The organism is Sphingomonas sp. (genome assembly GCF_965200105.1).
Lineage (GTDB): Bacteria > Pseudomonadota > Alphaproteobacteria > Sphingomonadales > Sphingomonadaceae > Solisphingomonas.
The window spans coordinates 1,035,237-1,054,598 of sequence record NZ_CBDATN010000002.1; the positions used below are offsets into that span (position 1 = coordinate 1,035,237).

The following is a 19,362-nucleotide window of genomic DNA, read 5'->3' on the forward strand; positions in this document are numbered from 1 at the left end:
ACCCAAGCGTGTTAAAGTAGTGACGTTATCGTGGTATAGCTTCCAACAGGATCGACCGTGGCCAGCGAAGCACACAACCAGCTCGGCACCTATCTGCGCGATCGCCGCGCCCGGCTCGATCCAGCGGCGTTCGGGTTCGGCGGTGGCCGTCGGCGTACACCCGGACTGCGCCGCGAGGAGGTGGCAAGCCGCGCGAATATCAGCCCGACATGGTACACTTGGCTGGAACAGGGTCGCGGCGGTGCGCCATCCGCCGACGTGCTCGACCGCATCGCCAAGGGGCTGATGCTGACCGAGCCGGAACGCGAGCATCTCTATATGCTCGGCCTCGGCCGCCCACCCGAGGCGCGCTACCAGCCGGTCGACGGCATCTCCCCGCGGCTGCAGCGCGTGCTCGACGGGATGGTGCTGAGCCCGGCGATAATCAAGACGGCGATGTGGGACGTGGTCGGGTGGAACCGGGCGGCGGCTGCGCTGCTGACTGACTATTCCAAGCTGCCGCGCGAAGGGCGCAACATCCTTCGGCTGATGTTCGGCAGCGACCGTGTCCGGTCCAGGAATGAGGATTGGGACAGCGTCGCCCGCTTCGTCGTCGGCGCCTTTCGCGCAGACGTAGCGCGCGCGGGCGCCAACAACAGCGCGACAGCGAACAAGCTGGTCGCCGAACTGTCCCGCCTCAGCCCCGAGTTCGAGGCACTATGGCAGGACAACGACGTGGTCGCGCACGGCGAAGGGGTGAAGCGCATCCATCACCCGGACGCGGGGCTGCTCGCGATGGAGTTCTCCTCGTTCGCGGTCGAAGGGCGGCCGGAACTCGGGATGATCGTTTACAACCCCGCCACGCCAGCAGATGCCGAGCGGCTGCGGTCGCTGCTGAACGTTCACGAGGACTGACTAGAAACGGGCAACCCAAACGCAGGTCGTTACGACCCACACTCGGTCACTCAGGCCGGCCAAGCCTTCCCCCAGCTTCGGACGCTCGTTCATGTGATCAAGCTGCTCGCTCCGGCAAGCATATCCACCCGTCCGGAACGGCTTGGCTGGGAACAGCATGGTGATCTGGACAACCTCCACCTTCTCAAGAGTATGACCCACCGATAAGCATGCCGTGGTGTAATTGTCCGCGACGAAATAGATTGGGGATCAATGGCGAGGCGGGGGAAGAAGCAACATCCGTGGATGAACCAACCGGGCAGGCTGGTCATCCATGACGATCCTTACGACATCTACGCGAAGCTCAACTGGGAGGCGAATGAGTTCGAGCTGAAGCGCACCAGTTCCGAAAAGCCGATAGACATCGATGGCATGGTCTACCTTCTGCAGGATGCGTGTATCTCCGCGGCATCCCTCGTCGAATGGCTCGAGAAAGCAGCACACGTCGAGGCACGGAGACAGGGCAAGCAGGTCGACAAGCAGCTGTTCGAGAACGAGGTTCTATCCTGGCTGCCTGACTTTGCGCTGGCGAGAGCGATCGCCAACACGTTCAAGCATGCGACCTACCGAGACGAGGGATGGGGCGATGCTGAGGTGAGACTCGAAGTCCTATTTTCGGACGAGCAGCACGCAAGGTTAAAGGCGACGGAGGGAACCGACGCTTTCGACGCCTTATACGAAGATGAGGCGACCGAGGCGGATTATGCGCTGACATTCGTGCGCAACCACGACAAGCACCAACTCGCCGCGCCAGATTTCGTTCTTGGTCTCACCCACGGCGCGCTCAGGCTTCTCGACCACACCTTGCAGGATTTCGAACGGCTCTTCGCCAAGGGGACGTAAGGGCAATTATCGCCGTGGTAGGGTTCGTGGTGTGCAAGCCCTAGGGTAGGATCCTGGCGAATGGCGCTAGCCACGTGTCCGGATGGCACGCTGGGAGGGGCCTGGCGCCATCCGGCGGGTTACGGCAAGACCGCGACGGATGAGGAACGACGCGCATGAGAAACGAACCGCTCGCGGGCACGGACACCCCGTCCGCGGAGGCGGCGGTCGCCGCGCCACCGGCGACGCCCGACGCCAACGATCCTAACGGGCACGTACGCGACTACCTGGCGCATTACCTGGCCTTTCCGCACGCGCCGCACTTCGCGGTGCTGCTCGACGGGCCTTGGGGAGTCGGCAAGACGCACCTCCTCCGCGCCTTCCTCGCGCGGGAGTCGAAAGGGAGAAAGGTCGCGTACGTCAGCCTCTACGGCATGACGTCGAGCGACGAGATCGAGGAGGCGCTGTTCGCCGCGCTCTACCCAGCGGCGAGCGGCAAGGCGGCCAAGGTCGCCACCGGCGTCGTCAAGGCCCTGCTCCGGCACGTCAAGTACGAGGTCGACCTGGAAAAGGGGGACCTCCTCGACCGGTTCGCGGCCGACGTCTACGTATTCGACGACCTCGAGCGCAGCGGCATGAAGGTCAACGAGGTGATGGGCTACATCAACCAGTTCGTCGAGCATGACGGCGGCAAGGTGATCATCGTCGCCAATACCCTGGAGATCTCCGAGGACGAGCGGGCCGCCTTCGCGCGCCGGCGCGAGAAGATCGTGGGCAAAACGCTCGAGGTCCGCTCGGCCTTTGCCGAGGCCTACGCGTGGTTCCGCTCGAAGATCGATCATCCGGGCGCGGCGCGGCTCCTCGGCGACGAGGCGGGCGAGATCGCATCGCTCTACGATCAGTCGGGCCTCCGCAACCTCCGCATCCTGCAGCAGACCATGTGGGACCTGGAACGTGTGGTGGCCGTCCTTGAGGAGCGCCACCTGACCCACCGCGCGGGGATGACGGCGCTACTGCGCCTGTTCACGGCGCTCTCGTTTGAGGTCAAGGCGGGCAGGCTGACCGCCCCTGACCTGCGCGACCGCATCCACGGGATCACGCTCGGTTTCCTCAACAACAAGAAGTCGCCAACGCCGCTCGGCGCGGCCGACGACCGCTATCCCGGCATCCACCTGTACGACGACCTGCTCAACGACGACGTGCTGCACGACCTGCTGATCGCAGGCGTCGTTGACGGGGCGGCCGTCCGACAGTCGGTCGACCGCAGCACCCACTTCGCGACCGGCGAGGAGCCTGCGTGGCGCACGGTCTGGCACGCCTACGACCGGCCCGAGGACGAGGTTTTGGCAGCCATCACGACCATGGATCGGCAGTTTGCTGACCACGAATTCACGGTCGGCGGAGAGATCATGCACGTGATCGGACTGCAGCTCCACCTCGCGGATATCGGCGTCACCGGGCTCTCCCGCGGAGAAACCGTCGAACGCGCGAAGCGCTACATCGACTACCTCCGCCACCTCGGTACGATCGAGCTCGCGCCCGAGCCGGGGCGCGACGAGATGCGGTACGGCGGCTACGGCGGTCTCGGCATGACCCAGGCCGACTCGCCCGAAATGGGTGAGGTGTTCCAGCACCTGCTTGCGACGCGCGCGGCCGCGGCAACCGACCGGCACCCAGCGGACGCGGCGGCGCTCCTCGCCGACATGCGCGTCGATTCCGACCGCTTCGTGGAGCAGGTAGCCGGCGACGCCGCCGGCAGCCGGCACGCGCGTGAGCCGGTGCTCGCCGCGCTTGATCCCGCGGAGTTCGTCGCCGCCTTCCTCGAACTGAATCCGACCGCGCAGCGCGCCATCGCCATGGGCTTGCTGCGAAGGTACGACCACGCGCGATTGACGCGAGAGCTCGCCGGAGAGGCCGATTGGGCTCAGCGGGTCGAGACGCTCCTCACGGAGGCGGCCGGGAGCGCGAGTCCCCTCACCCGGGACCGCCTGCTCGGTATCGTGCGGCACTCGCTTGGCAAGCGTGTGGTCGGCCCCCCGGCGTCCGCACTCGAACCGGCCATCGGCGACTGACACCATCGCGGGCGACGCAGCCTCCCGACGCTACGCACTTTTTCCCCTTAGCCGACCGAGATGGATGCGCTTCCTGCCCCGCCTTGGTCCGGTTCATACTCATGAGCCCGGATTGAGGACGACCCACAATCAGCCATTCGAGCACGCTTTAGCCCTCCAAAAAAGTGGACACACGTTCCGCTTAATTGAGGTTGCCGATGAAATAGAAAAGTGGCCGCCGCCCGTCTTGGGACGTGGAAGTTGCGGATCGCTCGGGCAAGCCGCTAATGTACGCGGATGGAAAATACACCGCCCGTCGGCTCGGCTGACGGCACCCCGGCCGTCCTGGATGGGGTGGATCTGCTCCGGAGTGCCCTGCTTGAGCAGAGGCCTATCGTCGCCGTCCTCGGCCAGTCCGCAGGTTGGGCGCCGGGCGGAGACCCGGTCCTCGCGGCAGCTCTCAGCCGGGCCGGGAGGACCGGCGACTCCTGGCCGAACCTCCTCGGCGGTGAACCACTCGCGGCCGCCTTTTACAAGTGGCTTGCGGGCCGCTTCCTGCGTCGACTTCCTTCAACCGCTTTGGAGGCCATCTGCGAGGCTCCGTTCTCCGCAGTCTTTACCTCGTCAATAGATCCGGGGCTCGCGAACTTACTGGCCAGCGAGGGCCGCGAACCCGAGCCCGTGCTGCTCGGGACTCCGCAGCCGCGAGTTCTGAGGAGCCGTCGTCGTCCTCCTGTCTACCATCTGTTCGGCCGAGCCGGCGGCACCGTGACCGACATGCAACCTCCCACGACTGGTGCAGGGCTCGTGCAGCGCCGGATAAGGCACGCCATCTCCATGCTCCGCAACATCGAGGAGACCGCGACGCCACTTGGCCTCGTCGTGGTGGACGGGTTCGACCCCTCAACCGACTGGCTCCGCGCGGAGGACCTGCTGGCCTTCATCGCCTCCGCCCCCCGGGGCGGGGTGCTCTGGTGCGGCCCCGAGCCGACGTTCGGGACGGACGACGCGATGGCGTTCAACAGCCTTCGGGATAGTGAATCGCTCGTCAGGGATGCCAGGTCGCTCGCCCAGGTCGTCGCGGAAGCGATGGCCGGCATCCAAGTCGATCCCGCCGAGGCTTGGGGAGAGCCCGAGCTGATCACCCTGGCGGGGGGCAGGAAGCTAGTCGTCGGCCCGCAGCTGCGGCTTGTCACGCAAGCCTCGACAACGATCGTGGACGACTCTTGGACGGGTTTCCTGCCGCCGCTGCCTCCCGAGTGGGAGGCGCTCGCCTTCCACGGCTTCCACGGCCTGATCGGTGGCTCCCGTCTCGCGTCCGACGGCATTCGTCGGGGCTTCGCGATCGAGCGGGATTTTGAGCACCCTCTCTGGGAACGCATCGTCAAGGCCCTTGCCCACCATCAGTCCGAGCGCGGCGCGATCGTCCTGCACGGGCAGTCGGGAGTCGGAAAGTCTGTCGCCCTCTTCCGCCTTGCGTTGAAGGCTCGCGACGCAGGCCACGCGGTGCTGATGGCCCACGGGCGAATGCCTCAAACGGGCGACGTCTACGAGTTCCTACAGGCCGTCGACGAACTAGGGGGGACGACCCTCGTGATCGCGGACTCGACGGCCGCCCCAATCCGTTACGACGAGCTGCTGGGGTCCTTTCGCAGTTCCGGGCACCGCGTTGTCGTCGTCGGCTCCTGCTACCGCGTGGAGGACCCTTCGCGGATCGGCGCGGAGCGCGCGATCGAGGTGCCCGCCGTGCTGTCGCAGGGAGAGCAAACTCGGCTGATGCAATTGGTCTCGAAACATGTGCCCGAGGCGATGCCGAGCATCAAAGATGTTTCGCGTTCCGAGCACGCGCTGGCACGCTTCTACCGGCATCTCCCCGAGAGCCGTGGGCGAATAGCGGAGGGCCTTGGCCGCGAAGTGCTGCTCACCGAACAGGAGCTACGGGTTCGGGGTGCCCGCCCCCGACCCCGGCGACCAGCCACCGCGCTTGGCCTCGCGCTGCTGGAGGCTGGCTTCGGGGACGCGGACATTCCTTTGTTCCCGGAGGATCCGGCCGACGATGCATCAGCGGCGGCCGGTCGGGTGATTGACATCGTCATGGCGGCGTCACGCCTGTTTAAGAGCGTCCCGGTGGCGCTCGTGCTCCGTGCGGTGTCGAGCGATCTCATGCTGCCGAACGGCGCAACGGACACGAACCTGCTCCTCGACCTCTTTGGGGGCCAGGATCTGTTCAGATGGAGTTACGGCGACGGCGAGGGCTCGGACCTGCTCATCGGTGCGCGACTACAGATAGAGGCCGAAATCGTCTGCAACCGCCGGCTCGGCGGGCCGCAAGGCGAGGCTGAGGCGCTAATAGGCCTGATCCACTGCGCGCATCGCGCCGGCCCCGAGGGCAGCGACGAGACCCGCTTCGTCGCCGACATCGTACAGGCGCTTGGTCCGGATGGACCGGCGGGCGACCGGTATAGGGACCAGTTCGCCGACGTGGCTCGGGCGCTCACGCATCTGCGTGAGCGAAATGGCGTCCTGAACGGGCGACTGATGCTCCAAGAGTCCGCCTTGAGGCGAGCCTACGTCCGGAGGCATATGGACCTGGTTCCCGACGTGAAGGCCGCCCTGCTCGTCGAGGCGATGACGGCGGTAGACGGAGCGCTGCAGGCAATCGACGAGGGCGCCGGTCGGATCCATGCCTCGCGCCGCACTAGAGAGCACCTGCTTGTCGAGCGTGCGGCCACTTACGGGTATCTCGCAACCGACAGCGCTCAGCGCACGGTCAGCCCAGGCCGGGTGTGGTCCAGCTACAAGGCGGCGCGCGACGCCGCCCGGCTCGCCAGCAGCCGCGTCGAGACTTACGACCCGTTGGACATCTCGCTTTGGGTCCCCGGTCGGGTGCTGAAGGATGCTCAGGACCTCAGCCCGGAACAGCGGCTGGAGCTGAAAGCGGACATTCTCGCGACCCTCGACCTTGTTGATCCCGCCAGCTTGGACCCGACACAGCTTGCCATATTCCAGCGCCAGCGCCTGTCCGTTTCCCAGGTGCTGGAAGATGCGTCCATTGGGGATGACGCCTTTGCTGCCCTGGACGCTGCGGGGTCTGCGGTGGGCTACTACCTTCGCGCCCGCGCGCTTGCGCCACTCCGCGACGGCGGCGATGGCCCCCTTGGCGACGCCATCGTCGAGCGTGCGTCGGCGGCAGCCACATACCTCAGCCAGCACTACGACCGGATCTCGAGCGATCCTCGCTGCCTGCAGCTGCTACTCGGCATGGAGTGGATCAGATCGACCAGAAGATGGCTCTTCAAAGGCCTGCGACAGCCCCTTCCCCACCTGCGCGACGACCGCATTCGCGCGAAAACCGTCCTACTGGACTTAGGAATCGCTCAGCTCGAGGGTCTCCAGAACCGCTATCGATACCTGCAGTCGGTCATGAACTGGTTGGAGGGCAGCGAGGACGTCGCAATCAGGATGTGGCGCGAACTGGATCATGAGACCCGCTTTGTCGAGGCCGGACGGGTGCTGGCGCGCCACGTCATCACCGACGAACAGCAACAGCCCGTCACCTTCTCCGGGATCGTCGAGCGGCAAATCGGTGGCGACCGCTGGTCCATCTACGTCGAGGCAATAGGTCGGCGAGTGGATCTGGTGGCGGGTTCCTTCCCGAACGAGCAGCTCGCCATAGGGCGCACGGTCCGAAACTTCGCGATTGCCTTCAACTACAGGGGCCCCATCGCGGACCGGGTGAGCGCTCGGCGCTCCGCACGGTGACATTCGAGGAGGTCAGCGCCGAGGCTCAGGGGTTCGTCGACCTAGTCGCATCGCGGACGGGACGGCACCTGATCCAAGTGGTCACGGTTCCCGAACCGGCGGGAGCACCAGACGAGCTTCACTTCGTGCGTATCGTCAGTTGGGGGTATGTGCTCCTGAACGAGGCGGGCAGCGTCATGTTCAAGGAACTCGCCCGGTCGCTGAAAAGCAGCAGGCCCGAGGTGTCGAAGACCTACCAGGACGGTAAGCGCGATATCGAGGCTCTTCGCACCATGCTATCGCATAACTTGGCGGAGGCGAGCCGCGCCAACGAACGAACGAGGCGCATCGCCGAGGCGTGGCTCCTGCAGAACGGCGCGCCCGGTAACTGGCCGATACGCTGCAACAATCTTTGTCGCACCTTACATGCGATGCTGCTCGGGCTGCGCGGTGCGTTTGCTCAGCTTTGTGAGGAGGGAGAAGACGGTCAAGTCGGTGTCGACCAGCTGCTGGCGGCGGTGGATCGCGCCTGGCCGCCGCACCTGTTCGACGGCGTAGTGAGTTCGATCGCTGAAGAGGTCGGACTACCCTCACTCGAGGCCGTCGAGTTCCGCAAGCCACGCCAGGAGGAATGGATGAAGCTCGTAGCGCTGTTCCCAACGCGAGCGGAAGCATCGGAGGCCCTTGAACGCGTCATCCGTGCGGAAATGCACAGGATCTTCGGACCGGCCCGCGGCTAAGGACAGTTCCGGCGCGGACAGGTTGTAAGCCACAGCGTGTTTAGGAAGCGCCTGACCCGGTCATTCACGCGAGACCGCCGGTCTAAATGCTTGGGTCCGGCGCACTTATTAAGCAGGAGCTGCTAGCCCGTCTACACGGCGAGGGTCTGACGATAGGCGGCGAGTTCCTGCGGCTGCCCTCGCGACGAGTGGCGGCCCTGCTGGAGAGCTTTCCGCCGGTGCCCTGCAGGCGCACCAGCATATGGGTCGAGCTGATCCTTAACGGCGAACGCGATGCGTCCGCTCGTGGGTGCGCTCCGGTCCCCTCTGCAAAAAAGCAGATGTGGAGCTCATGGTTTCCGAATGCGCTCCGAGCACCTAGACGGCTGTGAATGCCGACTGATCCACAACGCTCTGCGATACTAACTACATCGCTGAATGAACTCGTCGCGACCCGTCGAGGGCAGGAGGCGGCCATGTACGGCTTCCTTCGCGACATTTTCTGCGACGTGCTCGGCTACGCCCGCAGCGCGGTCGTGGCGGATGTCGGGGGCCAGCGCGGCCGTCCCGACATCACAGTCTACGCCGAGGGCGGCAACGATGGTGGCCGCGTCTCCTGGATCGTGCTCGAAGCAAAGGACGAGCACGGCGCCGTGGCCAACCCGAAACGACGAAACGCTCTGTTCAAGGAGAAGGCGAAGTACATAACGGCGGACACCGCCTTCTTCGTCATGGTCGATCCCACCATGATGGTGATGCGCAGCGTCGGAGCGGATCAGTCCGCCGACGTCGAGTTCCTGCTTGACGGGGGTACGCTCGAAGACTTCGACGCCGCGTTCACCCCGATGCGGGCCGAAGAGGCGGGCGTGCCGCGTCTGCTTCAGGCGTTCCGCAATGGCGAGGAGAGCCTGATCGCTCGGGACAAGCTCTCCTTTCCACCTGGCTACGCGCCTACAGCTGAGGAGTCGCTGAAGTCGGGCGTCAACCGCAACGTGTTTTTCGACACGTTGACCGAGACCACACAGCTCCTCCAGCAGGCGACGCTCCGCGCCCTCAGGCAGCTTGAGCCCCAACGGGCCGAGATCCAGACCAGGGTGGACGAATTCGGTGAAAGGTACGGCGGCTACCTGTTTCGCCCGTATCCGATCGCTATCGAGGGTCGGGTCATCGCAGGCCGCGAGCAGGACATCGAGCATCGCCGCGATTCGCAGGTGCTCCGTCGCTTCCTCGTTCAGAATCCTGCGATTGCCCGGCTGACGTTGGATGCCCTGCCGCGATTTTCTGAGCGCACCGGCCTATCCCTTGCCGACGATTTTTCAAAGGTGCAGCGTTTCTTCGCCACTGAGACCGCGAACCTCATTCTCGCTCGCGTCCTGCTGATCCGTTTCCTCGAGGACCACGGGTTCTTCGACGAGGAGACTCCATCTGGGCGGCTTCGCAGACGCTATTTATGCAACGGCGGCGTCCAGGCCTTCCAAGGGATGAAGGAATACTTCGGCCACGGATACACGCGCCTGCTGGAGGAGGCCTACCGCACGGGAGGTCACTTCTACTCGTCTGCCTTCGACGAGACCGAGATGGACTGGATCATCGCCATGTCCTCGCCGGATCTCAGCAGAACGCTAGAATGGTCGCTCTTCCGCATGTCGCGCTTCGACTTCGCCACCGCGCGCGGCGACCTGATGACCGGCGTCTAGATCGCTTCCTAGATCGACAGCAGCGCAAGGAACAGGGTGAGTACTACACGCCCCCCTCCATCGCGCGCTACATCCTCGACAGGCTGAACCTGCCGTCGGACGCGAGCGTGATTGATCCAGCTTGCGGGAGCGGCACATTCTTGATCGAGCGGTACCGCCAAGTCTACGGTGAGATCGCCGACAGCGGGACGGGTAACTATTCCGAGGCCAAGCAGGCGGTCGAACATCTCGCCGGAAACGACCTCAACCCCTTCTCGGCTGTGCTCACTCAGATCCAGCTGCTTTGGCATCTCCTGGCCTTCGGCGACGAGATCCAGGCGGTCGGCTTCCCCGACCTGCGGATCGCCGAGCGCGCCAATAGCCTGCTGCCCGGCTTCCTCTACGATCCGACGCAGAGCCGCTTCGGCGAGATCGATCGCACTGGCTACGACGCCGTGGTCGGCAACCCACCATACGTCCGCGCCGAGCGCTCAAACGATCTGGAGAGCCATGCCGTCGAATACTTCACAGGCGTTCGGACGAGAGGCGACGAGGGTTTTCAGGGCGTCGGCGCCAAGGCCAATGCTTACACCCTTTTCCTTTACAGAGCTCTCGACCACTGGTGCCGGGCATCGGGAAGCGAGGATGGACCACCGGGCAAGGTCGGCTTCATTGTGCCTCTGTCGCTCTGCACGTCGCGGGAGTCCGCTGCGTTCCGCAAGCTTCTGCAGCCCGGCGGCCGCTTTGCGATCCGCGAAATCGTGGATCTCGAACTGATCTGGAGCAGCGTCTTCGACGCCGACGTGCTGCCGATGATCGTGATCATCGAGGCCGTCGAGGCTGCGGCCGACGACACGATCTCGATCCGGTCCGCCGACGCCAGCTGCGTCGTCTTCGAGGACGGTTCGAAGCGCCCGACCTTCGTCTTCGATCATCTGCCCGAGCGCAATGTTCGGTATGCCGACCTCTTTGCTCCCGACGGGCGCATTCAGACCCGCATAACGCCCGAGCGTGCCCAAATTCTGCGGAAACTGCGCCTCAACGGGCGGATCGAGGATGCCGCACAGCGATATTGGACGAAGCGGAATCAACCTGCCCAGCTCACTCAACCGACCGGACACGGTGCAGCCCGGTGGGCCGAAGAGCGTTTCATCAAAGACGGGTTCGCGAAGCGCGGCAAGGTCGCCCATATACCGAATGGCGGCTACACGACCTACAAGGGCGAGAACTTCTCCACCGGCATGTTCATCGGCAGTCCCGTCGACGTGAACTTCGACGTCGGCAGCACGTCGACGCCGAGCGTGTGGGGCCAGCCTCAGATCCTGCCTGCCACCGCCTACGCGATCCCGATCATCGAGCGCGTGCCTGTTGCCGCGCCGTTCAATCCACATGCCGTGGCGATCGAGAACACCGGGGTCATCTTCGCACCTAGGCCGGAGTTCGCGGAGGTTCCCTTCGACGCGGTCTTCGTGTCGACGATCTACGGCTTCTTCCACATCGTCGGAAATCGCCGATCCTTCCAGAACAAGCTGCGCAACCATCTCTACACCACCGCCATCGCCGACCTCCCATGGAACGAAACCTTGGTCGAGAAAGCCGACGAGTTGAAGCAGGCCCGCGAACGTCTCATCACAGCCGGTCGTCGACGCTACGAGCAGACATCCGAACTCCGAGCCGCCATCGCGGCGCTGGACGTTGTCCCACTCAGAACTCTCATCCGCAGCGTGCGCGGCGCGAAAGTCGAGAAGTCGAGCGCCTTCTCAGATGCCCCGGAACCGACCATTTCCGTCGGTGAGATAGAGGTCAGCGACGAGACGTGGATGCTCCCGGTTTCCGAGGACACGGACCACACCCTTGCCTTCAATGATGAGACCATCGCGCGTCTCGGTCGTGTCGGGCTGTCACGCGCGGAGGGCGAGGTCCTCAACTGGCAGAAGATCCTCGACCTGCCCGTGCCTTCGACCGACTCGGTCGCCGAGAGGATCGCTGAACTCGACAAGGCCTTCGAGCCCGCACAGCTGGAAGCTGACATCTACGACGCTGTGGCCGCCATAGACGCGATCGTCGGTCCTGCGCTCGGCCTGTCCGAAGAAGACGTCAACTTCATCCACAAGGAGATGAGCGAAGATCCATTCCTGTCGCTCGCCACGCCACGCTATCCCTACTTCCGGCCGCGCCAGTACGGCCGCCGCCTCAATTTGGAGCGTCGTGACCGGTACCGAACCTGACCCCGATGCTCATCGATCCTGATGCCTACGGCCACACCAGGCACCGTTCGGATGGCAGCGTCAGTTCGCGTTCGGCAGGCTGATGTCTAGGTCGCCCGGCAGGGTCAGGCCGTAGACCAGACAGGCGGACCTGATGATGCCCATCTTCTCGCGGTTCGCGATGTTGAGGCCAACCAACCAGCCAGGATGGAACTCCGCCGCCCGCGCAAGGTCGGGCCGAGACGGGTAGATCTCCTCCGGCGAGCGAGCGATGTGGTTCCGACTGCGCCCCTGGACCCGGCCGGCCAGCTCGGGGATCTTCACTGGGTCCGTCGCCGCGAGTGCCTCCAGTACCTGCACCAGTGCCACGTTCGCGCTGGCGGCAACATGCTCCTTTCCGAACAGCCTGTACGAGATCGCTTTCGTCGTCGTCATTGGCGCAGGGCTGGCGAGCGGTATCGGTGGCTCGGCCTGCGCGCGAGATTCGATGAATGATGGCGGCGCAGCGGACGCTCGAGACGGCCTTGCCAATGGCATAGTTGATGGGCCTGCCGCTAGCCCAGCGAGGAAGTTGAAGACGTCCGCCGGCATCGGCCTGAAGCCGCAGATACCCTCCGCCTTGTCCGCAACCAGCTCCAGCAGGAGCTCTTCCCTTTCGGTGAGAAGTTCGCTCCAGGCGCGGGGGAGCGCAGTGGCAGCTTCACGACGACCTGCGGCGTCACGATAGTCGCGCTGCGCATCCTCGAAGGCCGCTCCGGATCGCACCCGTTCGCGACCGAGATAGCGCTGAAGGACAGACTCGCTTTCCGCCGGCTCGCGATCATCGAGCTGGAGGCGGTAGACGCGCCGATCCTCGTAGCTTCCTTGTCCGCTCGGAAGGTAGAAGCTCCAGTCGCGTCCATCGGTCAGCACGCACAGAGGCACGCCTTCGTGAAAAGCGTATTCGAAGAGCTGTCGGTCGCCATCGACTGCACGTCCGACCCCCTTCACCTCGATAAAAACACTGGGACGGCGGCCTAGGCCAAGCAGCGCGAAATCAACGCGACCGCGTCCAATAGAAAACTCAGGCACGAGCTGGTCAGGGTCCGAGCTGTCCCAACCAAGAGCGTTCAGGATTGGGGTGACGACCCCGTGAGACACCGCGGCCTCATTGGCGTAGGAGCCGGCGGCAAGGCGGAAGCGGACGCGTTCCAGAAGATCTTTCATGAGGTTACGATAGACGGTTCATGCCGCGCGGCTAGCCTTCAGGGAAGCCGCACGAGGGTCCGAAGGCGACATGCAGGGTTACCGCGAGCAAAAGCAGAGGACAGCCACTGAGAAGCGCGGTCCATTCGCGCACCTCCGTTTGTACGCCGATAATCTGGCCACGCTCAACGCCAGGGGCGAAGCTGGCCTACGCATGCGGGTCTAGCTGATCAACTGTCACTACGATCGTCCGACCAGTGAACGGCGTCTGACGCACACATCCTTTCCTAAACCACCAGCATAGCATGATGGAGCTCGACGGGATCGCTCGGCGCGGACCTGGCGTGCTGGCTGACCCAGCCCGGCATTCCGGTCGCTTGGGGCAGCTCAAGCCTGTCAGCAAGCCGCTTCCGACCGATAAGGTAGCTGTTGATCCCATCGATGACGGCGTTGGGTGTCCCGGAGAGCACGTAGCCGACCATGAAGCCTCGCGCGTGGTTCTCAGAATATTTCCCAGTTCGGAATCGATCGACACCCTCGATGACATACTCACGGGCAAGGTGAGCATCTCCCGCCGCCACCCGTTTGCATTCGATGATCGCGTGCGGGTCGTGCTCGCCTGAGCGCGCGTACACGCGGGTCAGATAGAGCGGGATATCCGTACGTCCGTCGGGAGCGATCATCCCAGGCTGCGACCGGGACTCCGAGCCAGGCGCTACGATCATGGTTTTGCGCCAAGGCAGGTTGTGAACGCGCAACGCCTCCCGCATGGCGTCGCGCAACGTCTCCGTCATCGCGACCTCGTCCGCCGCGGGATGTACCGCCGGGCTGCCTCGCGCGAGGGCCCAGCCCGCCTCGACGGTGCGCAGGATCGTCAGCGTGATAGCTGAGTTGAGATTTATGAACGTCCGGCCGACGGCTGCCGACTGCCCAAGTGGAATCCTCACGTCGCCGCCCCGGCGAAACTTTCGGCGAGAACGATGTCTGCATCTTCCAGCGCGCCCCCGGGCATCCAGAAGCGCCGCGCGGCCGGCTTGATGATGACGACTTCCTGAGCGCCGTGCACGCGCAGCTCGCGTTGGCCGACGAGCGCGGTCCCGAGGCGCACGTCGAGCCGCCGGCCGATCCGATCCAGCACCGCCGAGAGCTCACCCTCAGCCGCTACGGTCTCGACTGTCGGAGGTCCGCGCCCCTCTTCGAGAATGAAGCGGAGCACCCGCAGCGGCGCCCCGTCGGGGAGCCTGATAATCTCGGCTCGCATATGCTGCTCGCCGCCCGCCTCGAGCCAAGGCTCGATGCCGCTCAGGAAAGCGATGGCGTACGGCTCAAGATCATCTTCAACGTGCGCCGGCGCCGAGGCGATCTCTCGACCGCCGGCCCACTGCCATCCGGCCCGCGTTAGCCCGTCGCGCACGATGATCCTGTCGGACTCGTCCAGTTCGTAAAGGTCGAAGACAGCGTCATCGAGCACGTTCCATCGGTTCGGATCGACGCCACCGGCGCGGAAGTCGGCCTCGATGGCCAGAATGGCTTGGCCCGCCTTGGTTTCGAGCGCTTCGGAGGGGTCGGGCAACGGCAGGAGACCGACGTCGTTGGTCAGGAGACGCCTCTTCCAAATCCCGAACTCGGACGCGGTCATGAAGAAGAACCAGGATGCCAGTGCTGAACTGAGCACGGCGGAGATCAGGTGGGCGCTCTGACGATGCTTCGCGCCGATCGCCGCGCCGAAGAAGGCGTCCGTGTAGACGGTGTCGCGATCGGCGACCGCCGTGATCGGTCGCGGCCCGGCTTGCAGGAACTCCTTGATGAGCAGGATCGGCGCCCGGTACGTCTCTCTCGCACGCGGCCATTGCGCGTACTCATGCTCGAAGATTGGTAGATGCTCGGGGACGGCAAAGTGCTTGAGCGCCTTAGTGCCGAGTACCTCCAGCTCTTGTAGGTAGCTTGCGTCGCGTGTCCGGTTACTCTCCTTGCCGAGGATCAGCCCATCCCGCCACATGCTGCCGATCGAGCTGAGCCAGCCGTTCAGATCCCCGAAGCGGTCGCGCAGATCATCTAGCAGGAGCATGTCCCTGCCACGCCCGAAGGCGGCGACCTTCAAGCGTTCGGGATTGTCCGCCCAACTCGCGAGGGGCAACACCGTAACGTCACTCGGCGCTATCTCGAACGTGTACGATTTCTCGGCGGACGGCGACCACGGCACGTTGACGACCGTCAGCTGGTCCGCGGCCTGCGGCCGGTGACGGGCAAGGAGCACCACTGCGGGCATCTTCGCGGTCGGGAACAGCCACTTCGTATGCGGCGCGAGGTTGACCAGCGTCGCCGGCGACAGCTTTTCGACCACGTAGCGGGCTGCCGCGGCACCGGTCTTGCTACCTGCAAAGAACGGCATGGCGCTGAGCACGATCCCGTAGCGAGTCTCGCCGTGGCCGAACTCTGCCGCTCGCAGAACGAAATCTAAGCCCTCACCCCGAGGCTGTCGCGGTTCTTTGGACCCTCCGCGCTCCTTGCGATCTTTCGTCCCCTTCTTGCCGCGGAAGGTCCACGGAGGGTTGCCGACAACAATGTCGAAGGTGCGGCGCTCGCACTTTCCCGTTGCCTCCTCCATCGGCTGCAGCAGGGATGCGCCCCCCGGCTTGGTCTCGATGTCACGCGCGTCGCCCACGAGCAGCGTTCGCCCGATCAAGTGCTCGAACTTAAGCGACTCCGGCGGCTGCGGGTCGGGATCAAGCTCCAGCGCGGCCAGATAGAGGCTGAACGCCGCGACTCGGATCGCGGCGTCGCTGATGTCGACGCCGTAGATCTGCTCGTAAAGGGTCGAGCGGATTAGCTTCCGGGAGGGCACGTCCCCGCCCTTGCGAGCAACAAGCCGTCGGAACGCCTCGACGAGGAACACGCCCGAGCCGCACGTGAGGTCGAGCACGCTCTCGTTGCCCGAGATGTCGGCCATAACCTCGTCGAGGATGAGGGACACGACGGGCAACCGCGTATAGTGCACCCCCCGGCGCTTGGCCTCGTCCGCCGTTGTTGCTCCGGGCGCTTCTTCAGCCGACGCCTCGAGGAACACTGCTCCGTCGGCCGACTCTAGCTCCTCTTCTTCGGCCTTTTCAGGTCCAGCCTTCGAGTGTGCGAACTGCTCGTAGATGGAGCTGATCAGTTCGACGGGAATGATGTCGAATTGGTATGGGAAGAAGGTCAGCTGCCCGGTCTTAGGATCCACTGCTTCGAGAAAATCCGCTGCACGCGACAAGTGGCCTGGGGACAGTCGATCGGCCGCCGTGCCCGGGAACATGTCGCCGTTAAACGAAGTAGCAAGGAAGTCGAAGAGCTGACGCGTCGCGTTAGCGTCACGTAGGGCCGCGGGCAGGCTCGACGCGCCACACTCGTTCTTGAGCCGCTCAGGGCTGACGATCTGTCGATCAATCAGGTACTGCGTGAAGATCGAGCGGCCGATCAGGCCTTGCGCCGTGGGACGGTCAAGCCCCGCGCCGACTAGGTCGCGCTCGAGCGCCGCCAGATCGGAGAGGAGCTGCTCGTCGACACTCGTCTTGCGGTTTACCGCACCCGGGCGCAACCAGAACTGGCCAGTCTCCATCGCGAGCCGGCCGGCATGCTCGTCGAGCTGTTGGAGCTCGTGTTCGATGGCGAGGAATGTTCTCAGCCGATGCCGGGTGGCGTCATTGGGCGACACCGGCCGGCCGAATCCGTTATAGAGTTCGATCCGCTCTGGCGAGACAACCCAGAGGAGCGGCGCAAAACCTTCGTTCCAGATCTCACGACGCCAAACCTCGATTTCCGGATCGTCAATCACGGTCTCACGGTATTTGAAATAGACCGTGAGCGACGACGCGCCGCGCCAGACCGCGTCCGGCGCGAACGAACGCCCGCGCCGATCCCGTCGCGCGTCGTCGCCGACCTTCACGCCGTGAGCGGGCGACCCGTCTTCGAGATAGCCGGTCGCTTCGAGGATGCGACTGAGAGCAGGATGGCTCATCGGCCCCGCGCCCGAAGAACCTGCGGCGGAAATGGCAACGCCGACTGCGGATCGGGCGGGATCGGCAGCACCTGCCCACTCAAGCGTTCGATCAGTGGCCAACAGGGCACTACGACGACAGCCTCGCCGGCATACGACCAAGGGACCTCGCCCGCATGGCACAGGCGGCAGGCGTCTGCGGAGACGACCGCGATCATGTCGGACAGCCGGGTGGCGTCTGTTCGCGACAGCAGCTCGAATAGCTTATCGACGCCCGTCCTGACATTGGCGATGCCGACGCCTAGCCCGTCGACGACCTGGAGCGTGACCGCCAGACCGAGCATGTCGGCAAAAGTGAACCGAGCGGCCTTGCCTGCCTTGCCGTGCAGGTACGGAACCGCCTTGCGCCAGTGACGCAGCTTCTCGACCGAAACGCCCACGACGTCTCGAGCTTGCTCCTGCGTGAAATGCAGCGTCCTAACGCCCAATTTACCTGTTGCTCACAACGTGAAAACCTGACTGTCTTTACGCGCACCGCCGTGCTGCAGCAATGCCACAGACGCAATTTCGACGTGCGGTCGTTGCAGTCGCTCATCGCGGTTCGGCTCGCACCTGCGCAACCAATTGTCTAGTTATGGCTCAGCGCCGACACGTGATCGGGCTGAACCCTACAATGGTGGCGGGCGGGAGGCTGCTTCCTCGCTCCATGAACAGGTGGAGGAGACTGGTTGCTGGTGTTAGCTGCCGACTAGCCGCTTCCCCGACCACCGGCTCGCAGTAGAGCTCCATGCTAAGCACCTGAACGAACGAGCATTGACCTCTTTGTCTGCTCCAAAGCAGACATGCTGCTTTCCACCAGTCCTCTCACCGGCCGGTGCGCACTTCGTGGCGCCAGCCCATCGAGCGAGGGGTATCATCCTCGACAGCAAGCGGCTGGAGCGTGCTCCAGCACTCCCAGCTTGACATCAGCCAATCGTTCTGGTAGCGTAATGATGCTGCCACTCAGCTGGCCAGCGCCCACCCACATAGCTCATCGAGACCGTCATGCCCCGACAGCCTGCCAAGGCGTTGGAGAGCGAAGACGTGCGCCGCCTGCTCGAGCACGTCTGCGACCAGCGCCACCCTGCCCGTAACCGTGTCATCATCCTGCTCAGCTTCAAGGCGGGCCTTCGTGCCTGCGAGATCGCCGGCCTCGACTGGTCGATGGTTCTGGCAAGCGACAACCGCGTAGGCTCGCATCTGCGCGTCGCCCGCTACATCGCCAAGATGGGCTCCGCCCGCGACATCCCCATGCACAAGCAGCTGGCGACCGCGCTGGGGCGGCTGCATCGCGCCGCCGGCCGGCCCCGCGACGGTCCGGTGATCCGGTCGGAACGCGATCGGGCTATGACGGCGCGCAGCATCGTCAACTGGTTCGGTCGGCTCTACCGCGACCTCGAGCTTACCGGTTGCTCGTCGCACTCCGGACGTCGGACCTTCATCACCACGGCGGCACGCGTGCTCGCCGGCACGGGCGGCTCGCTCCGCGACGTGCAAGAGCTCGCCGGGCACCGGGCGCTCACCACCACCGAGCGCTACATCCAGGGCAATCGCGAGGCGCAGCGCAAGCTCATCGCGCGGCTCTAGCCCCTACCCTTCTACCCACTCCATCATTGGAAAGGATGCTGCCGCATGTCCCGCAGCGATCAGGAAAGCTATGCCTGCAACCGCGCTGGTGCCGAGAGGCTCGACGAGCGCAAAGCCCGCATCCGCCATCTCAACGACGAGCTGCGACGCCTGTTTGCCGGCGGCCGCATCATGATCACGTCCGGCGTGCAGGCGCTCGCGACCGACCATCTTGCAAGGGCGCTGAGACAAGTCTCCTGCTTTGCCGACTTCAACCCCGACAACGATCCCCACGACGAGCACGACTTCGGCGCCGTCGAGGTCGCAGGGCAGCGCATCTTCTGGAAGATCGACTGCTACGACAAGCAGCTGGAATATGGCTCGCCCGACGCCGCCAACCCCGAGGTCACCGCCCGGGTGCTGACCATCATGCTCGCGTCGGAGTATTGA

The 19,362-nt window shown here is 64.6% G+C and carries 13 protein-coding genes; 9 read left to right on the forward strand and 4 right to left on the reverse strand.

The window, feature by feature from the left end; translation table 11 throughout:
* Positions 1 to 57 precede the first annotated feature (57 nt).
* From ACOFKX_RS06370 to ACOFKX_RS06400, 7 genes are all read left to right on the forward strand, one after another.
* Positions 58 to 894 carry a helix-turn-helix transcriptional regulator gene (locus ACOFKX_RS06370; RefSeq protein ID WP_419826208.1) on the forward strand — a complete coding sequence of 279 codons (837 nt, stop codon included), beginning with the start codon at positions 58 to 60 and terminating at the stop codon, positions 892 to 894.
* A 285-nt stretch (positions 895 to 1,179) separates the two neighbouring features.
* On the forward strand, positions 1,180 to 1,776 hold the full coding sequence (locus tag ACOFKX_RS06375) for a hypothetical protein (protein WP_419826209.1): 597 nt from the start codon (positions 1,180 to 1,182) through the stop codon (positions 1,774 to 1,776).
* Positions 1,777 to 1,931: 155 nt separating this feature from the next.
* Positions 1,932 to 3,827: a P-loop NTPase fold protein gene (locus ACOFKX_RS06380; protein ID WP_419826210.1), complete on the forward strand. Its 1,896-nt coding sequence runs from the start codon at positions 1,932 to 1,934 to the stop codon at positions 3,825 to 3,827.
* A 747-nt stretch (positions 3,828 to 4,574) separates the two neighbouring features.
* On the forward strand, positions 4,575 to 7,568 hold the full coding sequence (locus tag ACOFKX_RS06385) for a hypothetical protein (RefSeq protein WP_419826211.1): 2,994 nt from the start codon (positions 4,575 to 4,577) through the stop codon (positions 7,566 to 7,568).
* On the forward strand, positions 7,565 to 8,287 hold the full coding sequence (locus ACOFKX_RS06390; RefSeq protein WP_419826212.1) for a hypothetical protein: 723 nt from the start codon (positions 7,565 to 7,567) through the stop codon (positions 8,285 to 8,287). Before ACOFKX_RS06385 ends, ACOFKX_RS06390 begins: the two co-directional genes overlap by 4 nt.
* Positions 8,288 to 8,742: 455 nt before the next feature.
* Entirely contained in the window at positions 8,743 to 9,963 is a 1,221-nt protein-coding gene (locus tag ACOFKX_RS06395; protein ID WP_419826213.1) for a hypothetical protein, read from the forward strand.
* On the forward strand, positions 9,894 to 12,170 hold the full coding sequence (locus tag ACOFKX_RS06400; protein ID WP_419826214.1) for an HsdM family class I SAM-dependent methyltransferase: 2,277 nt from the start codon (positions 9,894 to 9,896) through the stop codon (positions 12,168 to 12,170). The genes ACOFKX_RS06395 and ACOFKX_RS06400 overlap by 70 nt, the downstream gene beginning before the upstream one ends.
* A 60-nt stretch (positions 12,171 to 12,230) precedes the next feature.
* Here ACOFKX_RS06400 and ACOFKX_RS06405 read toward each other — a convergent pair whose 3' ends face one another.
* The 4 genes from ACOFKX_RS06405 to ACOFKX_RS06420 all read right to left on the reverse strand — a co-directional run bounded on the left by ACOFKX_RS06405 (position 12,231) and on the right by ACOFKX_RS06420 (position 17,747).
* On the reverse strand, positions 12,231 to 13,355 hold the full coding sequence (locus tag ACOFKX_RS06405; RefSeq protein WP_419826215.1) for a hypothetical protein: 1,125 nt from the start codon (positions 13,353 to 13,355) through the stop codon (positions 12,231 to 12,233).
* A gap of 266 nt (positions 13,356 to 13,621) precedes the next feature.
* A complete protein-coding gene (locus ACOFKX_RS06410; RefSeq protein ID WP_419826216.1) occupies positions 13,622 to 14,281 on the reverse strand; it encodes a hypothetical protein in 660 nt (219 codons plus the stop codon).
* The gene (locus ACOFKX_RS06415; RefSeq protein ID WP_419826217.1) at positions 14,278 to 17,328 is read right to left on the reverse strand and encodes an HsdM family class I SAM-dependent methyltransferase; all 3,051 of its coding nucleotides are present in this window, start codon (positions 17,326 to 17,328) and stop codon (positions 14,278 to 14,280) included. The genes ACOFKX_RS06410 and ACOFKX_RS06415 overlap by 4 nt, the downstream gene beginning before the upstream one ends.
* The gene (locus ACOFKX_RS06420; protein WP_419826218.1) at positions 17,325 to 17,747 is read right to left on the reverse strand and encodes a hypothetical protein; all 423 of its coding nucleotides are present in this window, start codon (positions 17,745 to 17,747) and stop codon (positions 17,325 to 17,327) included. The genes ACOFKX_RS06415 and ACOFKX_RS06420 overlap by 4 nt, the downstream gene beginning before the upstream one ends.
* A gap of 604 nt (positions 17,748 to 18,351) precedes the next feature.
* On the opposite strand from ACOFKX_RS06420, the gene ACOFKX_RS06425 reads away from it, so the two are divergent.
* The gene (locus tag ACOFKX_RS06425) at positions 18,352 to 18,933 is read left to right on the forward strand and encodes a tyrosine-type recombinase/integrase (protein WP_419826219.1); all 582 of its coding nucleotides are present in this window, start codon (positions 18,352 to 18,354) and stop codon (positions 18,931 to 18,933) included.
* 45 nt (positions 18,934 to 18,978) lie between these two features.
* Entirely contained in the window at positions 18,979 to 19,362 is a 384-nt protein-coding gene (locus ACOFKX_RS06430) for a DUF3768 domain-containing protein (RefSeq protein WP_419826220.1), read from the forward strand.

Bases quoted from the DNA above. Each gene is read 5' to 3' on its own strand.
- ACOFKX_RS06430 (WP_419826220.1), top strand. From the start codon at position 18,979: ATGTCCCGCAGCGATCAGGAAAGCTATGCCTGCAACCGCGCTGGTGCC.
- ACOFKX_RS06380 (WP_419826210.1), top strand. From the start codon at position 1,932: ATGAGAAACGAACCGCTCGCGGGCACGGACACCCCGTCCGCGGAGGCG.
- ACOFKX_RS06375 (WP_419826209.1), top strand. From the start codon at position 1,180: ATGAACCAACCGGGCAGGCTGGTCATCCATGACGATCCTTACGACATC.
- ACOFKX_RS06395 (WP_419826213.1), top strand. From the start codon at position 8,743: ATGTACGGCTTCCTTCGCGACATTTTCTGCGACGTGCTCGGCTACGCC.
- ACOFKX_RS06405 (WP_419826215.1), bottom strand. From the start codon at position 13,355: ATGAAAGATCTTCTGGAACGCGTCCGCTTCCGCCTTGCCGCCGGCTCC.
- ACOFKX_RS06425 (WP_419826219.1), top strand. From the start codon at position 18,352: ATGCCCCGACAGCCTGCCAAGGCGTTGGAGAGCGAAGACGTGCGCCGC.
- ACOFKX_RS06415 (WP_419826217.1), bottom strand. From the start codon at position 17,328: ATGAGCCATCCTGCTCTCAGTCGCATCCTCGAAGCGACCGGCTATCTC.
- ACOFKX_RS06400 (WP_419826214.1), top strand. From the start codon at position 9,894: ATGGTCGCTCTTCCGCATGTCGCGCTTCGACTTCGCCACCGCGCGCGG.